At 69.6% G+C, this 26,448-nt stretch carries 18 protein-coding genes and 2 pseudogenes; 6 read left to right on the top strand and 14 right to left on the bottom strand.

Going from position 1 to position 26,448, the window contains the following annotated elements:
- Positions 1-23: 23 nt before the first annotated feature.
- From ABZV42_RS03215 to ABZV42_RS03195, 5 genes are all read right to left on the bottom strand, one after another.
- Positions 24-1,595 carry a mucoidy inhibitor MuiA family protein gene (locus tag ABZV42_RS03215; RefSeq protein ID WP_356050742.1) on the bottom strand — a complete coding sequence of 524 codons (1,572 nt, stop codon included), beginning with the start codon at positions 1,593-1,595 and terminating at the stop codon, positions 24-26.
- 6 nt (positions 1,596-1,601) lie between these two features.
- A complete protein-coding gene (locus tag ABZV42_RS03210) occupies positions 1,602-3,680 on the bottom strand; it encodes a DUF4139 domain-containing protein (RefSeq protein WP_356050741.1) in 2,079 nt (692 codons plus the stop codon).
- A gap of 134 nt (positions 3,681-3,814) precedes the next feature.
- On the bottom strand, positions 3,815-4,132 hold the full coding sequence (locus tag ABZV42_RS03205) for a DUF3040 domain-containing protein (RefSeq protein WP_355982546.1): 318 nt from the start codon (positions 4,130-4,132) through the stop codon (positions 3,815-3,817).
- A gap of 183 nt (positions 4,133-4,315) precedes the next feature.
- Positions 4,316-4,792, bottom strand: a complete 477-nt coding sequence (locus ABZV42_RS03200) for an Asp23/Gls24 family envelope stress response protein (RefSeq protein ID WP_356050740.1) — start codon at positions 4,790-4,792, stop codon at positions 4,316-4,318.
- A gap of 264 nt (positions 4,793-5,056) precedes the next feature.
- Entirely contained in the window at positions 5,057-6,280 is a 1,224-nt protein-coding gene (locus tag ABZV42_RS03195; protein ID WP_356050739.1) for a hypothetical protein, read from the bottom strand.
- 274 nt (positions 6,281-6,554) lie between these two features.
- Between ABZV42_RS03195 and gcvH the strand changes: the two genes are divergently transcribed.
- Positions 6,555-6,938, top strand: a complete 384-nt coding sequence (gcvH, locus tag ABZV42_RS03190; RefSeq protein ID WP_356050738.1) for a glycine cleavage system protein GcvH — start codon at positions 6,555-6,557, stop codon at positions 6,936-6,938.
- Between the two features lie 229 nt (positions 6,939-7,167).
- On the opposite strand, the gene ABZV42_RS03185 is transcribed toward gcvH, so the two are convergent.
- The 3 genes from ABZV42_RS03185 to ABZV42_RS03175 all read right to left on the bottom strand — a co-directional run bounded on the left by ABZV42_RS03185 (position 7,168) and on the right by ABZV42_RS03175 (position 11,792).
- Positions 7,168-8,886 carry an acyl-CoA dehydrogenase family protein gene (locus ABZV42_RS03185; protein WP_356050737.1) on the bottom strand — a complete coding sequence of 573 codons (1,719 nt, stop codon included), beginning with the start codon at positions 8,884-8,886 and terminating at the stop codon, positions 7,168-7,170.
- A 66-nt stretch (positions 8,887-8,952) separates the two neighbouring features.
- The gene (locus ABZV42_RS03180; protein WP_356050736.1) at positions 8,953-9,555 is read right to left on the bottom strand and encodes a PadR family transcriptional regulator; all 603 of its coding nucleotides are present in this window, start codon (positions 9,553-9,555) and stop codon (positions 8,953-8,955) included.
- A 107-nt stretch (positions 9,556-9,662) separates the two neighbouring features.
- The gene (locus tag ABZV42_RS03175; RefSeq protein ID WP_356050735.1) at positions 9,663-11,792 is read right to left on the bottom strand and encodes a glycoside hydrolase family 6 protein; all 2,130 of its coding nucleotides are present in this window, start codon (positions 11,790-11,792) and stop codon (positions 9,663-9,665) included.
- Between the two features lie 979 nt (positions 11,793-12,771).
- Here ABZV42_RS03175 and ABZV42_RS03170 point away from each other — a divergent pair.
- Positions 12,772-14,589 carry a cellulase family glycosylhydrolase gene (locus ABZV42_RS03170; RefSeq protein ID WP_356050734.1) on the top strand — a complete coding sequence of 606 codons (1,818 nt, stop codon included), beginning with the start codon at positions 12,772-12,774 and terminating at the stop codon, positions 14,587-14,589.
- Between the two features lie 205 nt (positions 14,590-14,794).
- Here the strand turns inward: ABZV42_RS03170 and ABZV42_RS03165 are convergent.
- From ABZV42_RS03165 to ABZV42_RS03145, 5 genes and pseudogenes are all read right to left on the bottom strand, one after another.
- Positions 14,795-15,349, bottom strand: a pseudogene (locus ABZV42_RS03165) (transposase); the annotation flags it as partial.
- 154 nt (positions 15,350-15,503) lie between these two features.
- Positions 15,504-16,010: a YcxB family protein gene (locus ABZV42_RS03160; protein ID WP_356050733.1), complete on the bottom strand. Its 507-nt coding sequence runs from the start codon at positions 16,008-16,010 to the stop codon at positions 15,504-15,506.
- Between the two features lie 929 nt (positions 16,011-16,939).
- Positions 16,940-17,182, bottom strand: coding sequence for a DUF2283 domain-containing protein (locus ABZV42_RS03155; RefSeq protein WP_356050732.1), 243 nt, complete (start codon positions 17,180-17,182; stop codon positions 16,940-16,942).
- Between the two features lie 68 nt (positions 17,183-17,250).
- A pseudogene (locus ABZV42_RS03150) lies at positions 17,251-17,394 on the bottom strand (IS5/IS1182 family transposase); the annotation flags it as partial.
- Positions 17,395-17,396: 2 nt separating this feature from the next.
- Complete coding sequence (locus ABZV42_RS03145) at positions 17,397-18,101, bottom strand: SMI1/KNR4 family protein (RefSeq protein ID WP_356050731.1); 705 nt, start codon at positions 18,099-18,101, stop codon at positions 17,397-17,399.
- Between the two features lie 333 nt (positions 18,102-18,434).
- On the opposite strand from ABZV42_RS03145, the gene ABZV42_RS03140 reads away from it, so the two are divergent.
- The 3 genes from ABZV42_RS03140 (at position 18,435) to ABZV42_RS03130 (ending at position 22,720) form a co-directional block, all read left to right on the top strand.
- Positions 18,435-19,250, top strand: coding sequence for an endo alpha-1,4 polygalactosaminidase (locus ABZV42_RS03140; RefSeq protein ID WP_356050730.1), 816 nt, complete (start codon positions 18,435-18,437; stop codon positions 19,248-19,250).
- A gap of 143 nt (positions 19,251-19,393) precedes the next feature.
- A complete protein-coding gene (locus tag ABZV42_RS03135) occupies positions 19,394-20,776 on the top strand; it encodes an SMI1/KNR4 family protein (protein WP_356050729.1) in 1,383 nt (460 codons plus the stop codon).
- 216 nt (positions 20,777-20,992) lie between these two features.
- Positions 20,993-22,720, top strand: a complete 1,728-nt coding sequence (locus tag ABZV42_RS03130) for a long-chain fatty acid--CoA ligase (protein ID WP_356050728.1) — start codon at positions 20,993-20,995, stop codon at positions 22,718-22,720.
- A gap of 341 nt (positions 22,721-23,061) precedes the next feature.
- Here the strand turns inward: ABZV42_RS03130 and ABZV42_RS03125 are convergent, their stop codons facing one another.
- Positions 23,062-24,852 carry a GAF domain-containing protein gene (locus tag ABZV42_RS03125; protein WP_356050727.1) on the bottom strand — a complete coding sequence of 597 codons (1,791 nt, stop codon included), beginning with the start codon at positions 24,850-24,852 and terminating at the stop codon, positions 23,062-23,064.
- A 144-nt stretch (positions 24,853-24,996) separates the two neighbouring features.
- Here ABZV42_RS03125 and ABZV42_RS03120 point away from each other — a divergent pair, with 144 nt between their 5' ends.
- On the top strand, positions 24,997-26,388 hold the full coding sequence (locus ABZV42_RS03120) for an MFS transporter (RefSeq protein WP_356050726.1): 1,392 nt from the start codon (positions 24,997-24,999) through the stop codon (positions 26,386-26,388).
- Positions 26,389-26,448 lie beyond the last annotated feature (60 nt).

Raw genomic sequence — 26,448 nt, 5'->3', positions numbered from 1 at the left:
TCGGCCGCGGCGGACGCGGTCGCTCAGAGACCGGTCACCTTTCCGCTCGCGGAGACTTCGTAGACCAGGGTCACCGTGCGGTGCCCGCCCGGTGCCAGGCGTACGTCCCAGCGGGCGATGCCGTCGGCGTCGACCTCGTCGGGCTCCGGCGCGCACGCTTCCTTGCGCAGCCGCACCTCCACCGCCGAGACCTCGGAGACCGGGATCCGCTCGCGGAGCGACACGACTTGTCCGCCCTCTTCGCCGGGGGCCGAGAAGCGGGAGAGATGGAGCCGGACCGTACGGGTGATGACGGTGCGCTGGGTCAACGAGGTGGTGTCACGGCTCTCTTCGCTCTGCCGGACCACCCGGTAGTCGTCATGGCTGCCGAAGGCGAGCTCGACCGGGGCGCCGGGAGCGGTGAAGGGCAGCGTCCCGCGGCCGGTGAACCCGCTGTCGCGGACGAGGTCCACGGGCCCGGCCAGCAGTGCGTGTCCGGACGCGTTGTCGAACCCTACGACCCGGGTGACCAGCGGGGACAGTTCGGGCGAGGAGGCGTATTCGCTTCTCGCGGCGCAGGTGACGGCGGAGAGCGGGACCCGGTGCGCGCGGCCGTCCGTGGGGAGGGAGACGGGCACGGGGGAGTGCAGCACGCGGGCCTCACCGCCGTCGTCCACTCCCGGAAGGCCGACCACCGGAGCCGGGCCGAGTTCCGCGATCTCCTCCTCCCTGAACTCGACGTCCACCGTGCGGCGTTCGGCGGCGGTGCGGTCCGTGAGGGTGAGGCGGTCCTCGGTGAGCCGCGGTGGTTCGCCGGCCCGGGCCGAGCGGGCGGTGGACAACGTCAGGCGTACATCCGTCCAGTCCTCGCCGGTGCGCTGCCAGACCATCGCGTCGGTCTCCAGGGACAGCGAGTCCCCGTCGAGTACGGCCCGGTAGGCGGGGCGCCACAGCGCACACGGCGTGAGGTGGGTCAGGCGCAGCCGGGCGGTTCCGGCCTCCGCGGCCTGTACGGTCAGCTCGACATGGCCGAGCAGTTCGGCGGGCTGCTCCTCCGCGAGGTCGAGTGCCCTGTAGGTGTCCGCGATCTCGCTGGAGAGGTTCGCCGACTCGGCCTCCATGGAACGCAGTTCCTCGCCGTACGTGTCGCGCTCGCCGTCGATCCGGTCCAGTTCACGGGTCCAGCGGCTCTCGACGGTCTCTCCGAAGCCGCTCCCTTCGGCGATGTCCCGCAGCAGATCGGCGGCCAGGCGGCCGAGCGCGTCGAGGCGGGCGTTCAGCCGGTCGCGCCGCCTGCCGAGGGCGAGTTGTTCTTCTTCGAGCGTGTGCGCGCGCAGCCGCAGGGCGGAGTCGTCGGAGGTGGGCTGCGGGCCGTGCGGCGTCCAGGCGCGGACGATCCGCACGTCGAGGACGCTCGCCCGGTGATCGCCGGTCAGTTCGGCGTGCAGGGTGCGGTCGACCGCGAGCGCGCTGATCGGTCCGAGGCGCAACTGCTGGACACCGGCGCTCAGTTCGAGGTCGGTGGTGCGCTCGATCTGGGCGCGGTCCTCGAGGCAGACGACGGCGGTGACGGGCAGTGGGATCGGCTGGGGGATCGGCTGGGGTTGCGTGGACATGGTGGGTCAGCTCCTGCGGTTGCCGCCGACGATGGCCTTGGCGGCCGGGACTCGGATCTCGTAGCCGCCGTCGAGCGCGGCACCGCCTCCGGCGGGCAGGTCCACCCGCCATACGCGGGTGCCGGGGGCGGGACTGTCGGGTCCCGTGCCCTGCTCGGGTGTCACCCAGTCGGCCCGCTCCTCGATCCGGACGTCCGCGTGGGAGGTGACCGGTACTTGTTCGTGGACCTCGATGGTGACGGGCCTGGCGAGCCGGTTGGCCAGTTCGACGTGCACCCGATGGTCGAGCACGGTGGTGTTGCCGCGCAGCCCCGATGTCGACTCGCGCAGATTCGTCCGCCGGGTGACCTGGATGCCCTCGGCCGGCCCGAGCCCCATCCGGCGGACATCGCCCGGGGCGAGCGTCGGGAGCGCGGCGGTCAGCAGGAACTCGTCGTCGACGGTGACCTCCACCGGACCGGCGAGCAGTGCCTGGTCGGTGGCGTTGGAGAGCACCAGAGTGGCGTACGTCGTCTGTTCCACGGCCGGTACGCACAGATACTCGGTGCGCAGCCCGACCGGGATCTCGGTGACGGTGACCGTGTGCCAGGTGCCGTCGGAGGGGATGTCGGCCCGGGCGGCGGCGTCGAAACGGTGATCGAAGGAACCCGCCGACTCGCGGGGCCGTACGGCGTGTCCGGGCAGGGGCAGCGCGACCACCGCCTCGGCGCGCCGGCGGTACTCGACCGCCACGGCGTCGAAGGGAGCATGGGGGAACAGCCTGCCCCGGCCGTCCGCGGGTACGTCGGGCCCGCGCAGGAGAAGAGCGGCGTAGTCGAGCTCCGCGTCGCTGGGCCGCGGCGGACCGGCCGTCACCGGCGCGGCGCCGGGCGGCGGGGGCGGCGGGGCTGCGCGGCCGGGTGCGGCGGGTGCCAGCGAGGCGGGAGCGGCCGCGCGCCTGGAACGGGCCGTGGGCCCGGCGCCACCACCCGGTCTCGATCCCACGGTCCGCGCCGCGTCGGGCATGGCGCCGCCGAAGGCCTCCGGCGCGGCACCGGGCCCCCCGGCCGACGCCATGGGCGCGGCGGCGACCGGCATGCCGTACATCTGTGGTGCCGGCGGCGGCGGTGGAACGGCACCGGGCGCGAATCCGCCCGCGGAGGCCACGGGTCCGCCTGTCGGTTCGGGGCGGGGGCCCGCCGCGTCGTACCCCGCGAACAGATCGGCGAGCCCCGCCGGCGGCTCCCGCCACCCGGAGGGCGCGGGGACGGCCTGCCGCCGCCCGACCCGCATCGACCGCAGCCGCGGCAGATCCGTGCGGCGCCGCAGGTCCGCGGTGGCCAGGGCCACGCGCACCCCGGTCCAGTCCTCCCCGGTGCGCTGGGCGACCGAGGCACGCAGAACGAGGCTGCCGGTGTCCTCGTCCTGGCGGTGGGCCAGACGGTAGGTGGGCACCCAGACGGCACCGGGTACCCCGTACTCCAGCTCCAGTTCCACGTCCCCGGATCCGTCGAGGGTCAGGACGGCGCAGACCGAGGTGTGGACGTGCGCCGACTGCACGTCGGTGGAAGCGCGGCTCCAGCGGTCCAGGGCGACCTCGAACTCGTGGTCGGCGAGCCGCAGTTCCTCCTCCAGCTCGCCCAGACGCCGATGCAGGTGCGTGAGCCGGTGGTCGACGAAATCGGCGAGTCGCAGCCACGCGTCGACGGGTGTGGTGCGGTGCGGGTCCTCCCGGCGGCGGGCCGGTGGAACCGGACGCAGTGCCGCCACCTCGGTGATCAGACCTTCGTGCCGGTCCCGGCGGGCCCGGGCGGCTGCGGAGATGTCGCGCAGCCGCTCCATCTCGCGCCGCAGGGCGTCGGCCGAGTCCGTGCCGGACGGTTGGGCCTCCACCTCCACCCGTACCCCGGTGACACGGGCACCGCCGGTGCCGAGGACCTTCGCTCGCAGCGAGTCCGGATCCATCGTGCGGGGCAGTCCCGCGACCCGCACCGTGCCGTCCGGCGGCACGGTTCCCCGGGCCACCCGGCTACAGAGCGCACCTTGCGCGTACACCACCACCGCGTCGAGATCGGACGCCCAACGCCGTGTTCCCTCAGACTTCATGCACTCCGCCCCCGTCGTGTCCGTGCCTGGCGAAGCCTACGCCCCGGGGCACACCCGGCCCGGGGAATTCCGCTGCGGCCGGTTCGGGCGCCGGCGTCGCCGACAGCGGGCGCGGCCACCGGCCCGCCGGTCCGTCAGAACCACGGGGTGAAGGGGCCGGTGGTTCTGATCCAGCGGCGCACAAGTCGGCATGCCTGTACGACGGTGAGCGGCCACAGAACCGCGAAGCACCAGAGGACGGCTGCGTCCGACGTACTGATGCCGACCACCGCGAGCGCCACCGAACCCAGCAGCATCAGCACGACCGTGATGGGCAGTCGTCGCCGGTGCGAGGAGCGGCGTGGCGCCGGAGCGGGGTCGTGGTCGTGCCGCAGCCCTTCCTCGATCTCCGCGAGCGCGGCGCGTTCGCGGGCCGAGAGACGTACACCGTTCGTGCGGTCCCTGTCGTCCACGGCGACGCACCTCCTCAGGTTCTGCCACGGCAGCCGGCAGGCGCCAGCCTCCACGCGCGGCGGCCTCGGCCGAGGCCGGCCGCGTGGTGCCGCCCGCGCCCACTGCGCCGGTTCCGGCGTCCGTCGCGTCCGCCGTGTCCGGAGCGCCGGTCCACGGCGGAGTCGTGTCGTAAGAGCGGGGGGTCACGCCACGCGAGGCCCGTCCTGCGGTTCCTCTTCCTCTTCGTCGGGCAGGTGGACGTCGCCGAAAGCGACGTTCACCTCGACGACCTCCAGACCGGTCATGCGTTCCACGGCGGTGATCACGGAGGTACGCAGGTCCGCGGCCACGTCCGTGATGGGATACCCGTACTCGACGACGACGTCGAGATCCACCGCGGTCTGCCGTTCGCCGACCTCGACGCTCACCCCGCGGGTCAGACCGGGACGCCCGGCGGGGACCCGGTCGCGGACGGATCCGAGGGCCCGCGTCATTCCGCTGCCGAGGCCGTGGATTCCGGCAACTTCGCGAGCGGCCGCCCCCGCGATCTTTGCCACCACACCGTCGGCGATGGTGGTCCGTCCCTTGCCGCCCGGATCAGCGGTGTCTGTGCGCCGCCCCCGCGCGCCGGCGCCTGTCTCGTTCGTGGTGGTCGCGGAGCGGGTGGTCACATCCGTCATCAGGACCTCCTCGGTCTGCCGTGCGGACACCTCGCGCGGCGCCCGAGGAGACAGAGGCCGCGCCTACCCAGCCATCGTCACACGAACGGACCAATTGGTGCGATACGGGATGATTAGTGCAAGATTCATGCATCCGGCCTGCGGCGCGCAGCAAACGCGTGGTTGCCGTACCGCGCTGCGGTACGGCAACCACCGGGGACGCTCCTGAACCGGTCGCCCTCGCGTGTCAACGCCGCTTCCGGGGCCGGCCCGGGGTGATCAGGGTCAGTCGGGCAGCCGGTCGAGCAGCCAGGTGCACAGTTCCTCGGTGACGGCGGTGTGGCCCGTGTTCTTGGAGGAACAGAGGAAGTCGTCGGCGTCGCTCTCGTCGGGGCTGAGCTCGTCGATGTTGACGTACAGATCCTTCTGCTGGTCGATGTCGCGGATGGCGACCGCGCTCACCGACGGGACGAAGCAGACGTGCTCGTGCTTGAGGTCGACCTGGGCGCCGAACTTCTTGAGCATGTCGGCGAGGATCCCGTACGACCGCAGGGTGCCGCCGGGCGCCCCGTCGGTCTCGGGGAAGCCACTGGTGGTGACGGTCTTCTCGGCCTTGGGGAAGCGCCGCTTCAGCTCGGCCACGATGACGTCGCGGCCCTGGGCCTGGGCGGAGAAGGTGGTGCCGGGGTAGATCCCCTTGACGCTGAGAGCGGTGTCGCCCGCCTTGATGTCCAGGCCCTCGCCGTCACCGCGGCCGTTCGCGACGGCCAGGATGCGGGGGATGCGCGGCCACGAGCCGACCCGTTCCAACTGCTCCAGGAACGCCTTCCGTTCGGGGGCGACGCCGATCTCGCCGGTCTTGGGGTCGTAGTGACGCCAGAGCATCTGCCGGGCGGCGGGACTGTCCATCTGCCTGGCGAAGTCGTTGGCGACCGGGATGAAGTGCGAGAACGCCTGGAGCCCGACGGGGACGACACCGCCGCGGTGCGGGCTGTCGTACGAGAAGTACAGCCGGGTGCGGTGGTCCATACGCTGCATTTCGAGCTTGGCGAGCGCATAGCGGGTGATCATGCCACCCATGCTGAACCCACCCACTGTCAGCGGTGCGCCGCCAAGCTGCTCGGCGATCGTCCGCATGATCACGGCGATCGCCGCCTCGGCGTTGTCCAGGATCGAGGCCGTGCGCTCCTCGAAGCCGAGCAGGATCACGTCCCTCCCGCGTCGGCGAAGCTCGGTGATCAGCGGATAGCCGTCATCGGCTCCGTTCAGGCCCTGGTACAGCCAGTTCAGGTCGCTGCGGCCGAGGTTGAAGCCGTCGGCCATGATGACCGGTCGTGTGATGCCCTTGCTTCTCCCGCCGTAGTAGACGTGGGCGAACCCCCTCGGCAGCTGCCACTGCTCGTCGGGCTCCGGGACCTCTACGGTGCTCTTCGGTGCCGCGGCGATCGGATCGCCGATGGTGAACTCGCCGACCTGCTGTTCGGCCTTCTCGTCGGACTGTGGGGACACGGGGTTGCTCCTCATGTGCGTGGAGGGCATGCCAGGGCACCGACAGCACGCAAGCGGGTGCTGTCGGACCGCCGGCGATATGGGGACACCCTGATGATCACCAGGCATGATGGACCTCACCCTGGAACGGGGACGGTTTCACTCGTTCGTGCATATGCCAGAGGCAGCGGAATCGTCGGCACTTTGTGGGCCGCACGGGGGAAATCGCGTCCCGCGCCCTTCTCCCTGGGCATGGATGGCCGTGTTGATCATCCAGAGCTTCAGGGGAGCACGTATGCCGAACATTCCGACCGAGCTGCGGTACGCCGAGTCGCACGAGTGGGCGCGCAAGGAAAAGGACGGCACGATCACGGTGGGCATCAGTGACCACGCGCAGAAGGCGCTCGGCGATGTCGTGTTCGTGGAGCTGGCCAAGGTCGGCAGGGTCCTCGCGGCAGGCGAGGATGCCGGTGTCGTCGAGTCGGTCAAGGCCGCGACTGACATCTACGCGCCGGTCGGCGGCGAGGTGATCGCGGTCAACGAGGAACTGACCGACAGCCCGGAGTTGCTCAACGACGATCCGTACGACAGCTGGATCTTCAAGCTCAAGCCGTCCGACCGGGCCGAGCTGGACCGCCTTCTCGACGCTTCTGCTTACAAGGCCTCGCTCGGTGAGTGACCCACCGCTCCGAGGTGCGGCACCGGAGCCCCGGCCCCTGATCGGTGAGGCGGCGGCTGCTCAGTCTCCGACGCCCACGTCGACGAGGAGACTGAGGACGCCGCCGCCCCTGTGGTGGACGACGCGTTCCCGCCGCGCCCACTGATCCCCGTCCACCCCGTGGCGCGAGGGTCCGGGAGCAGCGGGCGCGTCGGCGGGTGAGGCCGCGCACGACCTCGTCGCCGTGTTGCTACAGCGACATCTCGTAGGCCCCGGACAGTGCCTCGACGCGCTGCCAGATCTGTGCCGAGCGCGCCTCGTCCACGACCGGACGCCGGATCGCTCCGAGGGCCCAGCCCTGCTGCTCCGAGGTGGCGGAGTCCTTGCCGTGCAGTTCGACGCAGTGCCCGGAGAAGTCACGGACGAGCACGGAGAACAGCTCGTCGAGCACGGACTCGTCCAGGTCCGTCAGACGCGCCTGCTCCAGGATCAGCTGTCCGTGCACCACCAGGGCGAACAGCTGGCCCACGGCAAGGAGGAAGTCGAGGTCGCGGCTCTGCCCCTCGTCGGGGGCCGTGGTGGTGACGAACTCGCACAGGGCGTCGGCCTGTTCCCGGAACCTGGCGACGTTCGGGACCTCGGCGTACGCGTCGTAGGCGGCGCGCCAGTCGTGGAAGCGTACGGAACCCAGACCGCGGGCCGGTCCCTGCCGGAAGAGGAAGTCGTCGTCGGCCGCGTCGAGGCGGGTCGGTACGGCGGGGTGCTCGACCGGGTCCAGGAGGTGGTTGCGCATGAACTTGAGGATCAGCGCGAGGTTGACGTGCACCGTGCCCTCGAGCTTGGGCAGGCCCCTGATCTCGACGGCGGCCTGCGAGAAGTAGTTGTCCTTCTCGAAGCCCTTGGCGGCGATCACGTCCCACATCAGGTCGATGACCTTCTCGCCCTCGGTGGTCACCTTCATCTTCGTCATCGGGTTGAAGAGAAGGTAGCGGCGGTCCTCGGGACCGGCCGAACGGAAGTAGTCGACGGCGCGGTCGCTGAACAGCTTCATGCCGACGAGGCGGACGTAGGCTTCGGCCAACTCGCGGCGCACATGCGGGAAGGCGGTGACGGGACGCCCGTAGAGGATGCGGCTGCTCGCGTGGGTGACGGCCTCGTACATCGCGTGCTCGCAGATGCCGATAGAGGCCGTGCAGAGGTTGAACTTGCCGACGTTGACCGTGTTGAGGGCCGCGTCGAAGGCGGCGCGGCCGGTGTGCAGGACGTCCTCGGGGGTGACCGGGTAGTCCTCCAGGCGGAACTCGCTGACGAACTTGGAGGAGTCGACGACGTTCTTCACCAGGTGGTACGACGGGTGGCGGCTGTCGGCCGCGAAGAAGACGTATCCGTCCGGGCCGTCGACGTCGGTGCGGCGGCCGAACACGGACACCAGGCCGGCGGCGTTGCCGTTGCCGATGTAGTACTTGGAGCCAGTGGCCCGGAAGCCGCCGTCACCTTCGGGCTCGAGCAGCATGTCGGTGGAGTAGATGTCGGCGCCGTGCGCCTTCTCGGACAGGCCGAAGGCGAAGACCTCGCCCTCGTTCAGGAGATCCGCGGCACGCGTGCGGGCGGCTGCGTTCTCGCTCTGCCAGACCGGGCCGAGACCGAGGATGGTCACCTGCCAGGCGTACCAGTAGTCGAGACCGTAGAACCCGAGGATCTCGTTGAGGGCGGCGATCCGGGCGGTGTCCCAGCGCTGGTCCTCGTCCGAGGCGGCGGAGGCGGGCGTGAGGAAGGTGGCGAACAGGCGCTCCTTGGCGGCGAAGGCGAGGAAGTCACCGAGCCAGGCGCGGGTGCGGTAGTCCTCGATCAGACGGCGCTTGCCGCGCTCCTCGAACCAGTCGACGGTGGCGCGCAGCAGCCTGCGCGTCTCGGGGTCGAAGTGCGTCGGGTCGTAGGTGTGCGGATTGAACAGCAGGGGGGTGGTCATGGAGGTTCGCCTTCCGAGGACGGGGTCGAGGGTTGCCGTACGGGGACGGTGTAAGAGAGGGGTGACTCACGCTGACGGTCCCGAAGGGCTGTCCGGCGGACCGTCCGTGGCGTGGGCAATCGTGCCGAGGGCGTGGAGGGTGGCGAGGACGTCGTCGAGCCAGGCGATCGTCATGTGCTCGTACGCGATGCCGCCGCGCAGTACGACGTGCTGCAACTCCTGACCCGCGTCGAGCGGTGCCGGGGCGTCGGGCCCGGTGAAGTCGCGCCGTTCTCCGGCGAGATAGCGGGCGAGCCGCTCACTGTGGACCCGATGGTGTCGCTCGACCTCGGCGACGAGGGCCGCCGGGTCGTCGAAGGCGGCGCCGCGGATCTTCACCGCGAGATCGTGGCGGATGCTCTCCGGTTCGATCGGCTCGTGCAGCCAGCCGGAGAGGGCCGCGCGGCCGGCGTCGGCGACGGAGTACTCCCTCTTGTCCGGCCGTCCCTGCTGCGGCACGTCGAGGACGGCGAGAAGCCCCTCGCCCTCCATGCGCTTGAGAACGCGGTAGATCTGCTGGTGCGTGGCGGTCCAGAAGTAGCCGATGGACCGCTCGAACCGCCGGGCCAGCTCATAGCCGGACCCCGGCTTTTCCAGCAGGGAGACGAGGATCGCGTGTTCGAGCGCCATACCGCACAGCTTTCTATGCAACTCGTTGCATAGACAAGCGTAGCCGCCCGGGTGAGACACGGCTCACCCGGGCGGCTGCGCGGCGTGCGGTCCACTCACCGCACTGTTTACGGCTCGGTGCCCCAGACGAGGGCGCCTGCCACGTACACGGTCACCTTCACCGAGTCGGCGTAGGAGGTGTTGGTGCCGCGGCTGTAGTCGTCGGACTCGTCGAAGTTCGACCAGTCCGATTTGGCCATGCGCAGTTGGAGATCACCGCTTGCGGCTCCGGGAGCCAGGGATCCGGCGCTGAAGCCCACCTCCAGATAGTGGTCCGCGCCGGTGCGGGCCGCGGAAAGGGCGCCGGTCGAGAGCTTCACGGTGGAGCAGCCGAGCTGTGCCCAGTCGCAGAAGGTCTGGTACCCGGCGGAGGAGGATTCTCCGGTGAACCAGTAGCGGACGGTCACCTTGGACAGGTCGACGGCGGTGGAGCCGCTGTTGACCAGCTGGAGGCCGGGCTTGACCTGGTTGTCACCGGCGGAGGAGTCGTTGTTCTTGTACTGCGCCTTGAGGCCGGACGTGCCGCCCCCGCCCGATGCCTTGGTGGTGGCGGACACGGCCGTGGACTGGGCCGAGGCGTTGCCGGCCGCGTCCTTGGCGCTCACCGTGTACTTGTAGGTGGTGGAGGCGGAGAGTCCGCTGTCGGTGTACGACGTGGTGGTGGCGCTGCCGACCTTGGTGCCGTCACGGTAGACGTCGTAACCGGTGACCGCGGTGTTGTCCGTGGACGCGCTCCAGCTCAGCGCGACGCTGCTGCTCGTCGTGGAGCCGACCGCCAAGCCGCCGGGAACGGTCGGTGCCGTGGTGTCGCCACCACCGCCACCCGAACCGCTCACCGGCGGGTTCGCATTGGCGAGCAGCTGGCGGAACTGGGCCGAGAACCAGTGACCCGCGAGTGGCGAGTTGGGCAGGGCTCCGGTGAGGTTGTTGCCGTTCCGGCCGTTTCCGGTGTACGTGGGATCGCACATCCGGTCGAATCCCTTGCCCTCGTCGTTGTCGACGAGCTGGCTCGCTCCGTCCGACTCGCCCGGGGGCTTGGCCCACACATAGGCGTCGACGCCGGTTTCGGGTGCGGTGGCCGGGCGCTCGCCGAGGCCCGCGCCGCTCTGGTTGCACCAGTTGCCGGCATGGATGCGCCGGTCGATGCGGCCGCCGTCCACGTACGCGTCGACGCTCGTCGTCGGGCCGGGACCCGTCGGCCGCGCGGAACCGCCCCAGCCGTTGCGCGAGGTGTCGATCAGCATGCCGATGCCCGAGTCGAAGCCCTGCCCGACGAGCGCGGTACGCAGCCCCTGCGCGTACGAGGACTCGTCGTTGTACTGGTTCCAGTCGATCCACTTGGACTGACGCACCGTCTGGCCGTTCACGGTGTCCGTCACCTTGACGTACGGCTCTTTCGTGGCCGAGTAGTTGGCGGTATTGACGATGAACCCGGTCACGTCGTTGACGGTGGCGCCGTTGCTCGTGGCGGCCGTCTTGAACTCCTGGGCCGCCGGGGTGAGGTTGCTGTCCCAGCCGAGCCAGCCGTGATGGCCGGCGTCGATGTAGTTGTAGGCGTTGGGCAGGGCGCCGAGCTTGTGCAGCGCGTAGCCGACGCCCTTCTCGTAGTTCCCGTTCGCCTTCATCGTGGCGCACTGCGTGGTCGAACCGGCCGTGCCCCCGGCGTTGGTGACGATGTTGGGAAGCGAGTCGGGCTCGATGAGGTTGACGATCCGCAGGCTCGCGTAGGCCGGGTCGGCGAGGATCGTGGCGATCGGGTCGATGTAGTCGCTCTGGTACTTGGCCAGTTCGTCCGGGCCGAGTTCGCCGTTGGAGGCGAGGGCCGCGCAGTCCCGGCCCGGCAGGTCGTAGATGACGAGCTGGACGAGGTTGGCGCCCTGGGCCTTGGCGGCGTCGAGGTGTGCCTTGAGGCCGCGGGCGTCGGCGGTGCCCTGGATGGCGGCGATCCGGTCGAGCCAGACGAAGGTCGGCTGGTTCGAGACGGCCGAACCACCGGGCTCGGCGGCGGCTTTGGCGGACCAGTCGGGGTTCACGTACGCCTTGGCCCCGACATAGGGATTGTCGAGTTTGGCGGCGGCCGTCGCGGTGGAGGGAACCGCGGCGAGCGACAGGGCGCCGATGAGGGCGCCGACGGCCAGAACGGCCGTTCGCCTGGGGCCGCTTCGGCGCGAGGGGAAGCCGGGTCCAAGGGAAGGCATCGGTTGTCTCCTGGGGGCAGTGGGTGATGAAGGTCGGGCCGGCGGTCCACCGGCGCGCGAAATCCGCCCCGGGTCCCGAAGGCGCCGGGCACGCAGAACTCGCCGGATGTACCGGACGCACTGGACTGGAGGCCTCGGGCGGGTGCCGCCCGTGGGCATGGCGAAGGTGCCGCCCGCGCATGACGAAGGTGCAGCCGTGGGCGTGACGAGGGTGCGACTACGGGCATGGTGCGGGGCGGAGCTGCACGGCCGCCGAGCACGCCTGTTCGGCGGATCTCACCGGGCACGTGAGCCCGGTGCTGTCGGCGGTGACACACCAACGGTGACAGGTCGTCGAAGCGACGCGAAGGGGATGAGGGGGGCGGGCAGCGGGGGTCGAACGGGGGAGTGTGCGTGGGGGACGAGGGGGGAGCGTGCGGTGGGGGACAGAATCACGAAGCGGTGTGGGAGCGCTCCCAAAGTGCGTCGCCGCGACCATGTATGTCAACACCCGTGACATCAATGCGTTTTTGACGGGCTCACTCACCAACCGGGCCTGATCCGGGCCGCCTTCGGGAAGAGCGGCTGCGTACCAGGTCGGACCGCGCCCGGCGGTGTCGGCGGCCCTCGCGGCGGCCGAAGGGAGGGCCGGGGATCACCGGGCGCGCCCCTGGTGCCGCGATCGCCCCGATCGAGGGCGGGTTGGCCGAAACGGTGCGGCTGTCTCGGCCGGCAGTCCCTCGAACGGGTCCTGATGATGCGCGGGGTATTGACGTGGACACGCATAGTGGCTTCCATGTGCGCAGTCCGGCCTCGACGAGCCGGGCTGTCGGGAGCGGGGCACTCCCGGCGGCCTGCGGGAGCCGTCGCACCGGACACCCTTGCCGGACACCCATGCGCCCGACCGGCCGAACGTCGACCGCCGATTCGCCCGACCGCCTGGTTGATGGGATCTCCGCGCCCAGAAATGGGAGCGCTCCCATGACTGAGAGGATCCCCCATGCGTCACCCACCCTCACACCGTCTGAGGCATGCCCTCGTCGCGCTCCTCACCGCTGCCGTCGCCGCTCTCCTGCCGCTCGCCGGAGCGGCGCCCGCGCAGGCGGCAACCGCCACCAGCTCCCCGTCGGCCGTGGCAGCGGCCCCTGGCGCCGGGTACTGGCACACCGACGGCCGCCGGATCCTGGACGCGCAGAGCCAGCCGGTGCGCATGGCGGGCATCAACTGGTTCGGGTTCGAGACCGCCAACTACGTGACGCACGGCCTCTGGTCACGCGACTACAAGTCGATGATCGACCAGATGAAGACGCTTGGCTACAACACGATCCGGTTGCCGTACAGCGACGACATCTTCAAAGGCACCCAGCCCAACAGCATCACGTTCGCAGGCGGCATGAACGCCGACCTTCAGGGCCTCAACTCGCTCCAGGTGATGGACAAGATCGTCAACTACGCGGGCTCGGTCGGTCTCAAAGTCGTCCTCGACCGTCACCGTCCCGACTCCTCGGCCCAGTCGGCCCTCTGGTACACGTCCGCGGTCCCCGAGTCGACATGGATCGCCGACCTGAAGGCACTGGCGACGCGTTACAACGGCAACACCGCGGTGATCGGCATCGATCTGCACAACGAGCCGCACGATCCGGCCTGTTGGGGATGCGGCGACACGAGCATCGACTGGAGGCTCGCGGCCGAGCGGGGCGGGAACGCGGTGCTGTCCGTCAATCCCAACCTGCTGATCTTCGTGGAGGGCGTACAGACGGTGAACGGCCAGAGCTACTGGTGGGGCGGCAACCTCGCCGGGGTCGCCGCCGCGCCGGTACGCCTGAGCGTCGCCAACCGCGTCGTCTACTCGGCCCACGACTACGCCACCAGCGTCGCCCAGCAACCGTGGTTCAGCGATCCCTCGTTCCCCTCGAACATGCCGGGCATCTGGGACAAGAACTGGGGCTACATCTTCAAACAGAACATCGCCCCGGTGTGGCTCGGCGAATTCGGGACGACCCTTCAGGCGACCGTCGACCAGAAGTGGCTCGCCGCCCTCGTCGACTACCTCCGTCCCACGGCGACCTACGGGGGCGACAGCTTCAACTGGACCTTCTGGTCGTGGAACCCGAACTCCGGTGACACCGGCGGCATCCTCAAGGACGACTGGCAGACCGTGGACACCGTCAAGGACGGCTATCTCGCCACCATCAAGGCGCCGGGCTTCGGCGGAGCCGGGGGAGGGGGTGACACGACTCCGCCCTCGGTACCGACCGGGCTGGGCGTGACCGGCACGACGTCCTCCAGTGTCACGCTGTCATGGAACGCCTCCACCGACGCCGGCGGAGTCGCGGGCTACGACATCTACCGCGGCACGGGAATGATCGGGCAGGCCACAGGTACGACATTCACCGACACCGGTCTCACGGCGGGAACCCGCTACGACTACACCGTGCGGGCCCGCGACACGGCCGGCAACATCTCCGCCGCCTCCGCTTCGGTCAGCGCGACGACCACAGGGAGCGGCGGAGGCTCCACCGGGTGCACGGCCACCTACAAGGTGAGCAGCGACTGGGGCAGCGGCTTCAACGCCGACATCACGTTGACCAACACCGGCGCGACGACGTCCAAGTCGTGGCAGGTCACATGGGACTGGCCGGGCAGCCAGACCGTCAGCAGCATGTGGAACGCGACCTACAGCCAGGTCGGCAAGACGGTGACGGCGCGGAACGCCGACCACAACGGAGCCATCGCGGCCGGCGCGTCGACCGGCTTCGGCTTCGGCGCGGCGCCGGGCGGTGCCGGAGTACCGGTCCTCAACTGCACCGCGAGCTGACGACGTTCGTCGAACCTGCCCGGTTCGCATCGGACCGTCACGTCCCAGCCCGGACCACCGGGACAGGCAGGACGGCCTCCGCCGTCCTGCCTGCTCGGCTTGCGCGAGAGGCGGGCGAGGCCGTCTTTCGTGGGCATTGCCGGCTTTCGCGTCGGGCCGCCCTTCGCGTCGGGCCGTGGATGGCCAGGAGCGTGGGTCAGTAACGGTCGGTGGCCTCGGCGCCGGCGAGCGGGGAGGCGGCCCGGGCCTCCAGAGCGGCGATCTCGGCGTCGACCGGCTCCTCCTTTTCGACCAGGAGGCCGTAGCTCATCGCCTTGTGCTTGGAGGCGTTCGCTTCGAGCTTGGTGCCGTCCAGAGCGACGCGGCCCGTCTTGACCATGGCGAGCTTCTGCGCGAGGTGCAGCGACTGGGTGAACAGGTCCGCGAGGGCGCCCAGGTGGCGGCGGCGGAACCGCGAGATCGAGCGGAAGTCCGGGGCCTGGCCAGCGGCCAGGAACCGGAACGCGATGTTGTCGGCGCACTTACGCTCGATGGCCCGTGAGGAGCGCACCCCGGTGGATTAGCCGTAGATCAGCAGACGCAGCATCAGCGGCGGATCGTAGGACGGGTAGCCGGGCTTATCGGTGTAGTGGGCCAGGACCGGCCCCAGGTCCACCACGTCGTCAACCAGGTCGGCGAGGAACCGGGCGAGGTGGTCCTGGGGCAGCCAGTCGTCCAGCGACGGCGGCAGCAGCAGAACGTGATGCGGATCGAACGCCCGATGCGTCTTGTCCACCACTGTCGCAGGACCCATCGGCCGCTTCTTCTCGAAGCGCTCGACATCGAACAGCCCATCCCCGCCTTGCATACCGCGATCGTCCCGCACCAATGATCAACAACCGTGTTCGGGTTGCCCGTTACTGAGACACGCGCTCCTAGACAACTGGAGCGCCATTGGGGGTTGCCGCACCCCGACCAGCGACGAATGTCGAGAACTCAGTCAGTTGCTCGGGGGCGAACGCGCGCTTGGGGATCACGATGAAGAGTCGCGCTGACGGGTGAAGTAGGAAGGCTTCGCTCGTCTCGCGGATCTTGATGATGGCAGGCCACTTGAATTCACCACGCTCAAGGTCCGTTTCGATCGTGAACCGATTCACGGTGAGAAGCACTTGCGTGGGCTTGCACAGGCGAGCGGCTTGCTTCTTGATTCCCATCCTTGTGCCGAGTGTCAGCAGCAGGACGTACATCACCCCGACCCCTATGCAAAGGAAGCCAGTGAAATCCGGGCCGTGGCCACCGCGCCCCAGCGCCAGGGCAAGGCCGAGTACGAGAAACACGATTGCGACGGCCCACACGATGATGCGTCTTCGCCGGGCCATCCTGAGGCGGGCATGCATGAGCTCGTCTGGTTGCAATACGTAGGACAGATCGATGTTCACCATGGGCCTCCGGGGTAGCGATGATGCGGCATCCTCCCAACATGTGCAGGATGCGATCAAGGTTGGACGTCACCCCCGAAAAAATCGATCGCCAACGTAGCCGACCCTCTGCTTTCAGGCGACTCCATGGGAAGTGGTGACAGTCAGTAGAGTTCCAACAGGGTTGTCAACCGTTGTCCGTGATTGTCCGCCACACGCCTTGGTATCCGCTGGTGTTGCCGTCACCGGCCGCTTGCCCGTTACTGACCCCCGCTCCTAGGTTCGGGCGCGGCGAGTCACCTGTGAGGAGCTGAGACATGGTCGGTTCTCCGAGCGCGCGTTGACGTTGTAGGCCGTGACCGGCCTGTCAATCGCGTGCTGCCTCAGATGTTGCGACACAGCGAGCCTTTCCGTGCCCGGACCGTCCGTGCACCTGTGGTGTGCCCGGTGGTGGACCTCGTTGTCGGCAACGCAAGGGATTCCCGTGCCGTTCGTTTCCTCTGTCGTGTCCAAGTCCGTCGGGCTGAGCCGTCAAGCCTGAGGCGGGACGTCGACCTCCGCAGACTCTGGCTAGGCCGGACCGCTTCCCAACTCGGGCAACAGGCAAGCCTGGTGGTTCTGCCGCTCTTCGCCGTAATGACGCTCCACCGGCGGATCCGTCGGCTGCGCGGGCGCGGGTGTCGCGTGACTGTGCCGAGTGACAGGCACGGTGAATTCCCGGATCGTCGCAGTGATGCAGGCCTATGGATCGTTGCCCTGGAGGAAAGCCACCGGGGCAACGATGGGTCTGCTGGTCCTGGCTATGAGTGTGCCGCCGAAGCAGGCGATGCGGATGCCCTGCGGAGTGGGGCCCATTCGCTGGCAGACGCCGGACTTCTGGGTGAAGCAGAGAATGAGCCCTTTCGAAGCTGTGGTGGAGCGCGGTGGGGCGGCGGCTGCCGGGTGCCACCGCTTCACGCGTCTTCGATGTCCAACCGCTCCGCCGACTGGAGCAGGTACTTGGGCAGTTTCGAACTGGCCGCCAACACCTCGATGCCGATGAGGCGGCCCTGCCCGTCGACGTCGAGGTTGATCACGCCGGCGTCCACCGGATCGCAGGGATACATGTGCGCGGAGTTCACGTCCACCTGCGGATCGGTGAAGTACACGTACGCCGCATCCGCGGTCTTGTCGTAGGTGACCCTGACGTCTGTCACGGTGAACCGGCTCCCTTGCTGTCGTTGACGGCGGCACTGTCCTTGTCCGCGCCGGCGCTTCGCCGACCTCATGTTGTTGACGCGGCGAGCCGCAAGACCAGGACCGCGTTGACGATGTCGATGATGTGGGTGGTGCCGCAAGAGAGTTTGCGTAGGTGGCGCCAGGACTCGAGGGTGGCGTCGGCCTGCTCGCCGACGGCGCGCATCTTGGCCTCTACGAGTCGAACCAGCGAAACCAGATGGGCCTCCCCACGCTTGCGTGCCGGCTCTGGAGAGCGGCGCGACGCTGTTCGAGCGTCGTCAGCGACTCCTCGTGGGTGAGCCAGTCCAGGTACCACTCGGCGAAAGTCGCGGCTTGCCGGTCATCGTTGAGCAGCGGGTTCAGGCGATCGCACGTCGCGCGCCCGTCGAACCACATGGTTCCGCGCATGGGCCCGCTGACGACGAGAAGCGTGTGGAAGCCGCAGCCGTCGTCGTTGAGGAAGACGACTCCGGTGACTCGAGCGGCTTCGATCGTGTCCGCGGTCTCCTGCCAAGCATCGTGAGCGGTTTGGTGAGCCGCATCGGAGATGTAGTCCTCCCGCTTCGGCTGGTTGTCCCACACCTCCTCGCTCTCCGCCAGCGCGCTGTCATGGTCGGGAAAGGGGACATGAAGCTTGTCGTGGTCCTCGTGCCGGGCGCCGTCCCAGTCCCAGCGCGAGCCGTTGAACCGCAACTCCCGCACCCGGCCACCCGCGCTGACACGCAGCAGGTACTGGCGGTAGTCCTCGGGGAACTCCACACCGAAATGTTCCTCGGCCTGGCGCACCTGCGCCTCGCTCAGGGCTTCCGGGAGATCTTGTCTGCCGAGGCCCGTGCCAGGCCGCGCGTACAGAGCGACGGTCCGATTCCGCACCTCATCCCAGTTCACTGCCTTCATGCCCGGCAAGATAGCCGTTCGACGGACTACGGCGCCGGCTCGGCCCGGCGCCCCAGAGCAGCCCGGTTACGAAGAGCGCGATCTGCGACGGAGTACCAGCACTCCTGCCCCTGGCCTTCGGCCGAAACCGGTTCGTCGGTGAGGAGTCCCGGCGTTGACATCTTCAAAGGCAGTCGCTTTACTCCCGGACAACACCGGAGCCGTGCTCCGGGTTCAGAGACACGCCCAGCCGGTATGCAGGCCTCGCGCCACGAGCCCGGCCCGAGTCGCCAGGACGTCTCTTACGCGTCCGAGGCGGGGACGTGCCCTCTTCCCCCCTGGGAGCTCATCCACATGAGCCGTTTCAGTCCCAATTCCCGCAAGCTCATGGGTACCGTCATCGGCGCGGCGGCGCTGGTCGGTGCTCTGGTCGCCCCTGCGACCTCCGCGCAGGCTGCGTCCGTGCCCCTGCCGCCCACACACGTCGGCTTCGACTATCAGATCGGCGGTGCCTACACCCCGCCGGCCGGGGTCAAGGTCGTCACCCGGGACAACGCCGCCTCCCCGGCGGCAGGCCTGTACAACATCTGCTACATCAACGCCTTCCAGGCGCAGCCGGGTGCCGAGAGCGAGTGGGACTCCGACCTGCTGCTGCGCGACTCGTCCGGCAAGGTCGTCTACGACAAGGACTGGGGCGAGGCCTTCCTCGACGTCGGCACCGACGGCAAGCGCCAGCGCATCGCCGGCAAGATCGGAAGCCTCATCGACAGCTGTAGGACCAAGGGCTTCCAGGCGATCGAGCCCGACAACTACGACAGCTACACCCGTTCCGGGAATCGCCTGACGGCCGCCAACGCGCAGGCGTTCATCAAGCTGCTCTCCGCCCGCGCCCACGCGGACGGCCTGGCCATCGCCCAGAAGAACACTCCCGAGCTGGCAGGCAACCACACCGCCAACGGACTGGACTTCGCCGTGGCCGAGGAGTGCGGCCAGTACGACGAGTGCGGCGACTACACCAGCGCCTTCGGAAACAACGTGATCGTGATCGAGTACACCAACTCTGGCAGGTCGAAGGCCTGCAACGGGTGGGGCAGCACGCTGAGCATCGTCCAGCGCGACCTGGACGTCAAACCGGCGGGCAGCAGCGGCTACGTACGCAAGACCTGCTAGACAGCGGGCCGACTCGATTCGGGTGCCGGCCTGCGGCGACTGGTCACGCCGCTGCGGGCCGGCATTGTTCGGCCGACGAGGTTGTCGGTGGTGGGCGGCATAATCGCCACCGTCGTGATCACCGAACCGGCCGGAGGCCCCCGTTGTCCTCGCTGCATGACTTCGCCACCTGGGAGCCCCTGCTGCGGCTCCTGCGGACAGCGCACACGGAAACCCTCGCGGTGCCGGGCGGCCACGTGGCGGGGCGGGTCGGTCGGGGCGGGTGGAGCGTGCCCCTCCAGCCGCGGCGCCCGCAGCCCGGACGCGCCCTGCTGGTGTCGGACATGCAGGAGGAGTTCGACGCGATCGAGCGGGTGCGGGACGCGCTCACCGCGGCAGGAGCCACCGACATCGCCTTCACCGTGGAGATCCCGCCGAGAGGGAACGCCGTGCTCCATCTGTTCGATTGCGGTCCTGCCGTGGATCCCGGCCTCGGGGACGCCCATCCGGGGGCGCTGCGCCTGATCGAGGGTGCGCTGCCCGAGCCGTGGCGCCGTCTCCCCGAGGCCGTGCCGGGGGCGCGGCCGGCTCCGTCCGTGGATCTGGAGCTGCTGGAACGAACGTTGCGCGAGCGGATACCCGAGGCGATCGGCGCCACCGAGGCGGAGATCGCGGCCGCGGAGTCTCGTCTGGGAGTGACGCTGCCCGAGGAGATGAAGGCGCTCTACCGGGTGACGCGTGCGCGGTGGGCGGACTGGGCCGACGACCACGGCGCGGCGGAGCGCGTCTTCGACGCGGTCGGCTTCGAAGTGACCTCCCTGGACGACGTCCGTGTCGCCGAGAGCTCGTCCCGTCCGTTCCGATGGGAGCATGCGGCGTCGCAGGTAGCGGTCACCGGGCCGGACGCCGCTGTGCAGGACGTGGTCGGTTCGCCCGGATGGATCGTCATCGGCGACACCGGTGGCGGGGACCGGGTCGCCGTCGACCTGACACCGGGCCCGCGCGGTCACACCGGCCAGATCATCGTGCTCGACCACGAGCGGAGCGTCGGGGCCGAACTGTTCGCCGAATCTCTCACCGAGCTGGTCCTGGATCCGGAACGGGACTGGTACCACGGGCGCCCACGCCACGAGCCGCCCCACGCGGCATGGGTCAACCACCAGAGCATCGGGAGCGTGGAGGCCGCGGCCCACCCGGAACTCCAGGTGCTGAGCCTCGGCGTGCTGGACGGCGGACCCCTCAGCCTGGCGCCCGTCATCGGCCTGCCACACCTTCGTACCCTCTCCTGCTACCCCGGCACACTCGCCGACCCACTGGAGATCGCCGAGCTGACCGGGCTGGAGTTCCTCGAACTCGCGCCGGAGGAATGGCGCGTGCTGCTCGACGCCGGCGCTGTCCCGCGCAGCCTCTCGGCCGCCGCCATCAGGGCGTACGGCGACAGGGACCCACGTGCGATCGTCGCCATGGCGAACGAGATCCTCGCCCTCTGGGACCGCCCCCCGATCTCCGAGACCGTCGTCGACGGTGACCTCGGGCCCCTGCCGTAGCCACCTCGAGAACAAGTTGGAGCCGGTTGCGCTGCCGCGGAGTGTGGGGAACAGCCGCCGAAGCGCTTCGACAAGTGGGGGATTCCCACCTCTCTCCGGGGCGGAACCGGACCTACGGTGACGTGCGGTACGTAGCGGATGCTGCCCCGCAAGGAGACCGACGTCCGGACCCGTGACCGTCTTCAGGGGCGGACCGCCGACCGAAAGAGAGGACCCATGTCCGATGAGTCCCGTGTCGCGATCGTCACCGGAGCCGCCGGCGGCAATCGGCCGGAACCCGCACCCCGCCGGGAACCACGGACACCTGATGAGGCCGGGGCCCCGGGCGCCATGGACGGGCTGATGCAGGCACGGCCGCTCACCATCGCGCACATCCTGGAGCGTGCCGAGCGACTCCATGCGCACAAGCACGTCACCACGGCCGGCACCGAGCGGCTCACCTACGCCGAAGTGGCCGACCACACCCGGCGCCTCGCCACCGCACTGGACCGCCTCGGTGTCCCGGCCGGCGCCCGTGTCGGGACGTTCGCCGGCAACCACCGGCGCCACTTGGAGCTCTGTCTCGCGGTGCCGGCCACCAAGCGGGTGCTCCACACGATCAACATCCGGCTCTCCGCGGAGCACATCGAGTACATCGTCGATCACGCCGAGGACGACGTGGTGTTCGTCGATCGAGGGCTGCTCCCGCGGATCTGGCCGAGCGCCGACCGGCTGCCACGGGTACGGCACTGGGTGGTACTGCCCGACGGCAGCGACATGGCGATCCCGGCGGACCCCCGCATCCTGGACCACGAGGAACTCATCGCCAGTGGCGACCCGTTCGCGGGCTCGTTCGAGGACACGTTCACGCTCGAGGACGAGAACCTGGCCTCGGGCCTGTGCTACACCTCCGGAACGACGGGACCGCCCAAGGGCGTTCTCTACAGCCACCGGTCGACGGTCCTGCACTGCCTGGGCACACTCGCGGCCGGCCTCATCGGCCTCAGCGAGAGTGACGTCGTGATGCCGATCGTGCCCCTGTTCCACGCCAACGCCTGGGGCCTTCCCTACGGCGCGATGATGGCGGGCGCCTCCCTCGTCCTTCCCGGCGGCTCGGCGGATCCGGCCCACCTGCTGCGGTTGATGGAGACCGAACGGGTGACGGTCGCCGGTGCCGTTCCCACAGTGTGGACGAGCTTGGTTCCCGACTTGAGGTCCTACGATCTGAGCGCCACGCGGTGCCTGCTGGGCGGCGGTTCGGCCGTTCCCCCGGCGCTCTCCGAGACCTACCGTGCCGCGATCGGCGTACCCATCACCCATTCCTGGGGGATGACCGAGGTCAGCCCCGTCGGGGCCATCGGCGGGACCCGCACCCGGCACCGGGAAGCGACCGAGGAGCAGCGGGTGGCGGTACGGGCCGCCCAGGGCCAGCCCATGCCACTGGTGAACGTGCGGATCGTCGACGTCGAGACGGGCGGGGAGCTGCCGCGCGACGGCCACGCCGTCGGCGAGCTTCAGGTGGCGGGCCCCTGGGTGGCGGGTGGCTACTTCCGGGCGGAAGGGGAGGACGGCTTCACCGGCGACGGCTGGCTGCGCACCGGCGACCTGGCCACCATCGACGCCGAAGGCTACCTGCGCCTTGTCGACCGGATGAAGGACCTGATCAAGTCCGGAGGCGAGTGGATCTCCTCGATCGAGCTCGAGACCGTCATCGCCTCCCACCCGGACGTCGTAGAAGTCGCCGTGATCGCCCGCCCGGACCCGCGATGGGCGGAGCGCCCCGTCGCCTACGTCGTCCTGCGCGACGGCAGTGCCACCACGGCCGGACAACTCCTGCGGCACATCACGCCGATGGTCGCCAAGTGGTGGCTGCCCGACGCGTTCGTCTTCATGAGCGCACTGCCCAGGACGGGCACGGGCAAGCTGTCGAAGAGCGCCCTGCGGGACTCGGCGCGTACCCCCTGAGTCGAACGCCGAACGCCGAACGCCGAACGCCGGTTGCCGTTCGCCGTTCGTCGTCCTTCATCCACCGTCCGTCATCCGGCGCCCGCCCCCGGCCACTCAGTCGGCGGCGACGTGGAGGACAACACCCGCTGCGTGAAGGTCAGTTGAGGCCGGGCGCGCAGTTGACGCCGTGCGATCAGCCGCGCCGCCTAGAACGCCACCCCCGCGCCCCTGCCGTGCCCGCGCCCATGCCGCGCCCGTGCCCGAACAGCCCGTACGGCCGCCCGTCCACGGCCAGTTCACGCGCCAAGCCGCACCGTGAAGCCCGGCACGGACGGCGCGAGGCCGGACGGCGCGAAGCCTCACGGCGTGGCGTTCGTGATCACTCTGAGCTGGTGCAGCCGCAGTCCCAGCTGAAGTTCCAGGTCGTTCTCGCGGCGCCAGTCGAGGCCGAGGACGGTGTCGGCCCGGTCCAGGCGCTTGAGCAGCGTGTTGACGTGCACGAACAACGCCCGGGCGGTCGCCGCGACGTTGGCCCGGTGGACGTAGTAGGCGCTGAGGGTGTCCACGAGATCGGTGCCACGCCGTCGGTCGTAGTCGAGCAGCGGGCCTATGGAGTCGGAGATGAAACGGTCGAGCTCACAGACGCGTTCGGTGTCGAAGATCATCGCGTAGAGGGCGTAGCGACCCGTCGTGGCGCCCAGGTCGGTGTGTCCGATCGCCCGCATGACGGTGCCGCAGCGGTCGGCCAGGGAGAAGGCCCGTGACCAGTCGTGACGGACCACACGTTCTGCGATGACGGCGACGGGGCCACCCAGCGTGCGACGCAGCCGACGGTGGACCTCCGCGACGGTGTGGTCGTCGTCGGCGCTCGGGAGGACCATGGTGGCCCTGCCCAGATGTTCGCCGGCGAGCCCGCCCAAGTCCCGGGCGATGTCGTGCAGATGGCGCGAGAGAGCGGTCGGCGACAGCGCGGGGGAGTCCGCGACGAGGACCAGATCGAGGCGTTCGACGTCGATGTTGCGGGCCCGGGTACGGGCGCGCTGGGCAGGCCCGATCCCCGGGCCGCCGACCATGAGTTCGGTCAGGAGCTCCCCGCTCGACCGCTCGCTCGCCTCCTCGACGGCGCGCTCCTTGAGGATGAGCAGCCCCAGGATGTGCGTGGCCCGTTCGAGGGTGCGCGAGTCCATGTCGTCCGGGGTGCCGGCGGCCGCCTTCCGGCTCCACACGAGGGCGCCGAGGTGGCTGTCGCCCGCCTGGATCGAGGCCACGCTGCGGGCGACTCCCCTGTCGTCGACCGAGGTCGTGCAGCGGCCCGAGCGGCGGGCGTTCTCGACGGCCTCGGCCAGGCCGGACTCCGTCGCGGCCCCGCACGGACTCGACACCGATTCCCCGCGGACGAGGGCGCCGTCGCCGCTGTCCAGGAGTGTGACCCTGCCGCCGAGTTGATCGGCGAGGAGCTGCGTCACGTCGTCCGGTGTCCCGCCCGAGAGCACGACACCGGTCAGGGCCTCGTGCATGGCCTGCGCGCGCTCCACGACGGCCATGTGTTCCTCGATCTTCCGGTACGCGGTCCGGAGTTCGTGCAGGGCGGTCCGGCTCGCCTCGTAGAGACGGGCGTTGTCGAGGGCGACCGCGGCATGATCGGCGAAGGCGCGCAGCAACGCGATCTCGTCGGCCTGGAAAGACCGTTCGCAGCGGTCCGCGGTGAACAGGGCGCCCACCGCCTCACCCCGAATGACCAGCGGTACGCCGAGCAGCGCGACGAGCCCCTCGGCGGTGACCAGCCGGTCGAAGTCCGGATCGTGCTCGATGACGGTCGTGGCGCTGTAGTCGCGCACCCAGTGCGGACTTCGGGAGGTCAGTATCCTGCCGCCGAGTCCCACATCGGCCGGTATGCACGCCGCGAGGAAGGGGGCCGAGACCGTTCCCTCCGATGCCCTGACCGACAGTCTGCCGTCCGGGCCGACCAGCGAGAGATAGGCGAAGTCCGTGCGGATCAGATCATGGGCGTGGCGGACGATCGACCGGAGCACCTCGTCGAGCTCGCCGAGTGCCGTGAGCGACTTGGCGGTCGCGTACAACGACGCCAGTTCGTGCCGGCGGCGGGCGAGCGAGCGTAACCGCGCCCCGCCTCCGAGGTCGCTGACCACAGCGCCATCCCTCCTCGGCATCAGGTGGGAGAAAGCCCCACCACATCGACGGGAGGTGTGGGTGATGCACACCTCAACCCCACAACAACGGCGCCTTAATGTAACCGCCATCACCAGCCTGCGCTATGGACGAAGGCGGCACCTATGGCAACTCCGCTCGCCCAACCCGAAGGACAGTCCGGCAGCCGCCCCGGCGCCGACCTGCCGATGCCCCGGCCCCGCGCCTCCCGCAGGCTGCTGGCCGCCGGGCTCATCGCCAGCTCGCTCGAGTGGTACGACTTCTTCCTCTACGGCACCGCGGCCGCGCTGGTGTTTCCCCATGTGTTCTTTCCACACTCCTCCGCCCTGATGGGGACTCTCCTCGCCTTCAGCACGTTCTGGGCAGGCTTCGTGGCGCGTCCCATCGGTGGGACGCTGGCCGGACACTTCGGTGACATCCACGGACGCAAACCGGTGGTCGTCACCTGCCTGGCGATCATGGGAGCCGCGACGTTCCTGATCGGCTGCCTTCCCAGTGCGGCTACCGCCGGCGCGCTGGCTCCGACGCTGCTGGTCGTCCTGCGCTTCGTGCAAGGGCTCGCGGCGGGCGGCCAGTGGGGTGGCATCATGCTCCTGCTCACCGAGTCCGCCGGTCCCAAACGACGCGGCTTCGCCGGAACCTTCGGCCAGACCAGTGTCCCCGTCGCCGTGATCGTCTCGAACCTGATCTTCGTGGCCGCCAGTGGTCTGATGCCGGACGACGCCTTCCTCAGCTGGGGCTGGCGCATCCCCTTCCTGGTCAGCGTCGTGATGTTCGTGGTGGTTCTGTACATCCAGGCGAAGGTGGAGGACACGCCGGAGTTCCGGAAACTCCAGCGGGAGGCGTCTCAGCCGGAGAGCACGGTGCCCCGCGCGCCGCTGGCACAGGTCGTACGCGACAAGTGGGGAACCATCCTGCTCGGCTGCGGGCTCCTCTCGGCCACCAACAGCCTTTTCTACGTGAGCATCTCCGGACTCCTCAGCTACGGCACCCACACGCTGGGGCTCGAGCGTGACCCCCTGCTCGCGGTCGTGCTGACCAGTTCCGTGGCGATGCTCGTCATCCTCCCCTGGTCCGGCCATCTGTCGGACAAGGTGGGCCGGCGGCCGCTGATCCTGGTCGGTGGTCTGGGAGTCGCGGTGTGGGCCTTCCCCTACTTCCGGCTCGTCGACACCGCGTCGCTGCCGCTGATCTTCGTCGCGGTGACGGTGGGCTTCGTGTTCCAGTGCCTCACCTACGGGCCCATCGCGAGCTTCCTCGGCGAGCTCTTCGAGCCGGGCGTCCGCTACTCGGGCGCGTCGCTGGCCTACCAGCTCTCCGCGATCGCCGTCAGCGGCAGCACGCCGTTCCTCATGACGGCACTCATCGCGAAGACCGGGAGCACCATGCCGGTGGCCGCCTACATCATGGTCCTGGGGCTGGTCACCACCGCCGCCGCGTGGTTCCTGCCCGAGACGAACCCCGCCGAGGTCCGCGACGATCCGAACGCCGTCCCGGGTGCGCATCTCTACCGCTGAAGCGGAGAACGGGTTCCACCACTGAGGCCAGGACGACGGCGGCGAGCCGTGGAGGCAGCA

The sequence above is a fragment of the Streptomyces sp. NPDC005281 genome, assembly GCF_040607495.1.
Lineage (GTDB): Bacteria > Actinomycetota > Actinomycetes > Streptomycetales > Streptomycetaceae > Streptomyces.
The sequence above is the reverse complement of the archived record's forward strand: the minus strand, read 5'-3'. Positions and strand labels throughout refer to the sequence as shown.

Coding starts and splice junctions, on each gene's coding strand:
- ABZV42_RS03175 (WP_356050735.1), bottom strand. CDS start 11,792: ATGCCTTCCCTTGGACCCGGCTTCCCCTCGCGCCGAAGCGGCCCCAGG.
- ABZV42_RS03145 (WP_356050731.1), bottom strand. CDS start 18,101: ATGAAGGCAGTGAACTGGGATGAGGTGCGGAATCGGACCGTCGCTCTG.
- ABZV42_RS03130 (WP_356050728.1), top strand. CDS start 20,993: ATGTCCGATGAGTCCCGTGTCGCGATCGTCACCGGAGCCGCCGGCGGC.
- ABZV42_RS03120 (WP_356050726.1), top strand. CDS start 24,997: ATGGCAACTCCGCTCGCCCAACCCGAAGGACAGTCCGGCAGCCGCCCC.
- gcvH (WP_356050738.1), top strand. CDS start 6,555: ATGCCGAACATTCCGACCGAGCTGCGGTACGCCGAGTCGCACGAGTGG.
- ABZV42_RS03210 (WP_356050741.1), bottom strand. CDS start 3,680: ATGAAGTCTGAGGGAACACGGCGTTGGGCGTCCGATCTCGACGCGGTG.
- ABZV42_RS03215 (WP_356050742.1), bottom strand. CDS start 1,595: ATGTCCACGCAACCCCAGCCGATCCCCCAGCCGATCCCACTGCCCGTC.
- ABZV42_RS03200 (WP_356050740.1), bottom strand. CDS start 4,792: ATGACGGATGTGACCACCCGCTCCGCGACCACCACGAACGAGACAGGC.
- ABZV42_RS03180 (WP_356050736.1), bottom strand. CDS start 9,555: ATGGCGCTCGAACACGCGATCCTCGTCTCCCTGCTGGAAAAGCCGGGG.
- ABZV42_RS03185 (WP_356050737.1), bottom strand. CDS start 8,886: ATGACCACCCCCCTGCTGTTCAATCCGCACACCTACGACCCGACGCAC.
- ABZV42_RS03140 (WP_356050730.1), top strand. CDS start 18,435: ATGAGCCGTTTCAGTCCCAATTCCCGCAAGCTCATGGGTACCGTCATC.
- ABZV42_RS03160 (WP_356050733.1), bottom strand. CDS start 16,010: ATGGTGAACATCGATCTGTCCTACGTATTGCAACCAGACGAGCTCATG.
- ABZV42_RS03170 (WP_356050734.1), top strand. CDS start 12,772: ATGCGTCACCCACCCTCACACCGTCTGAGGCATGCCCTCGTCGCGCTC.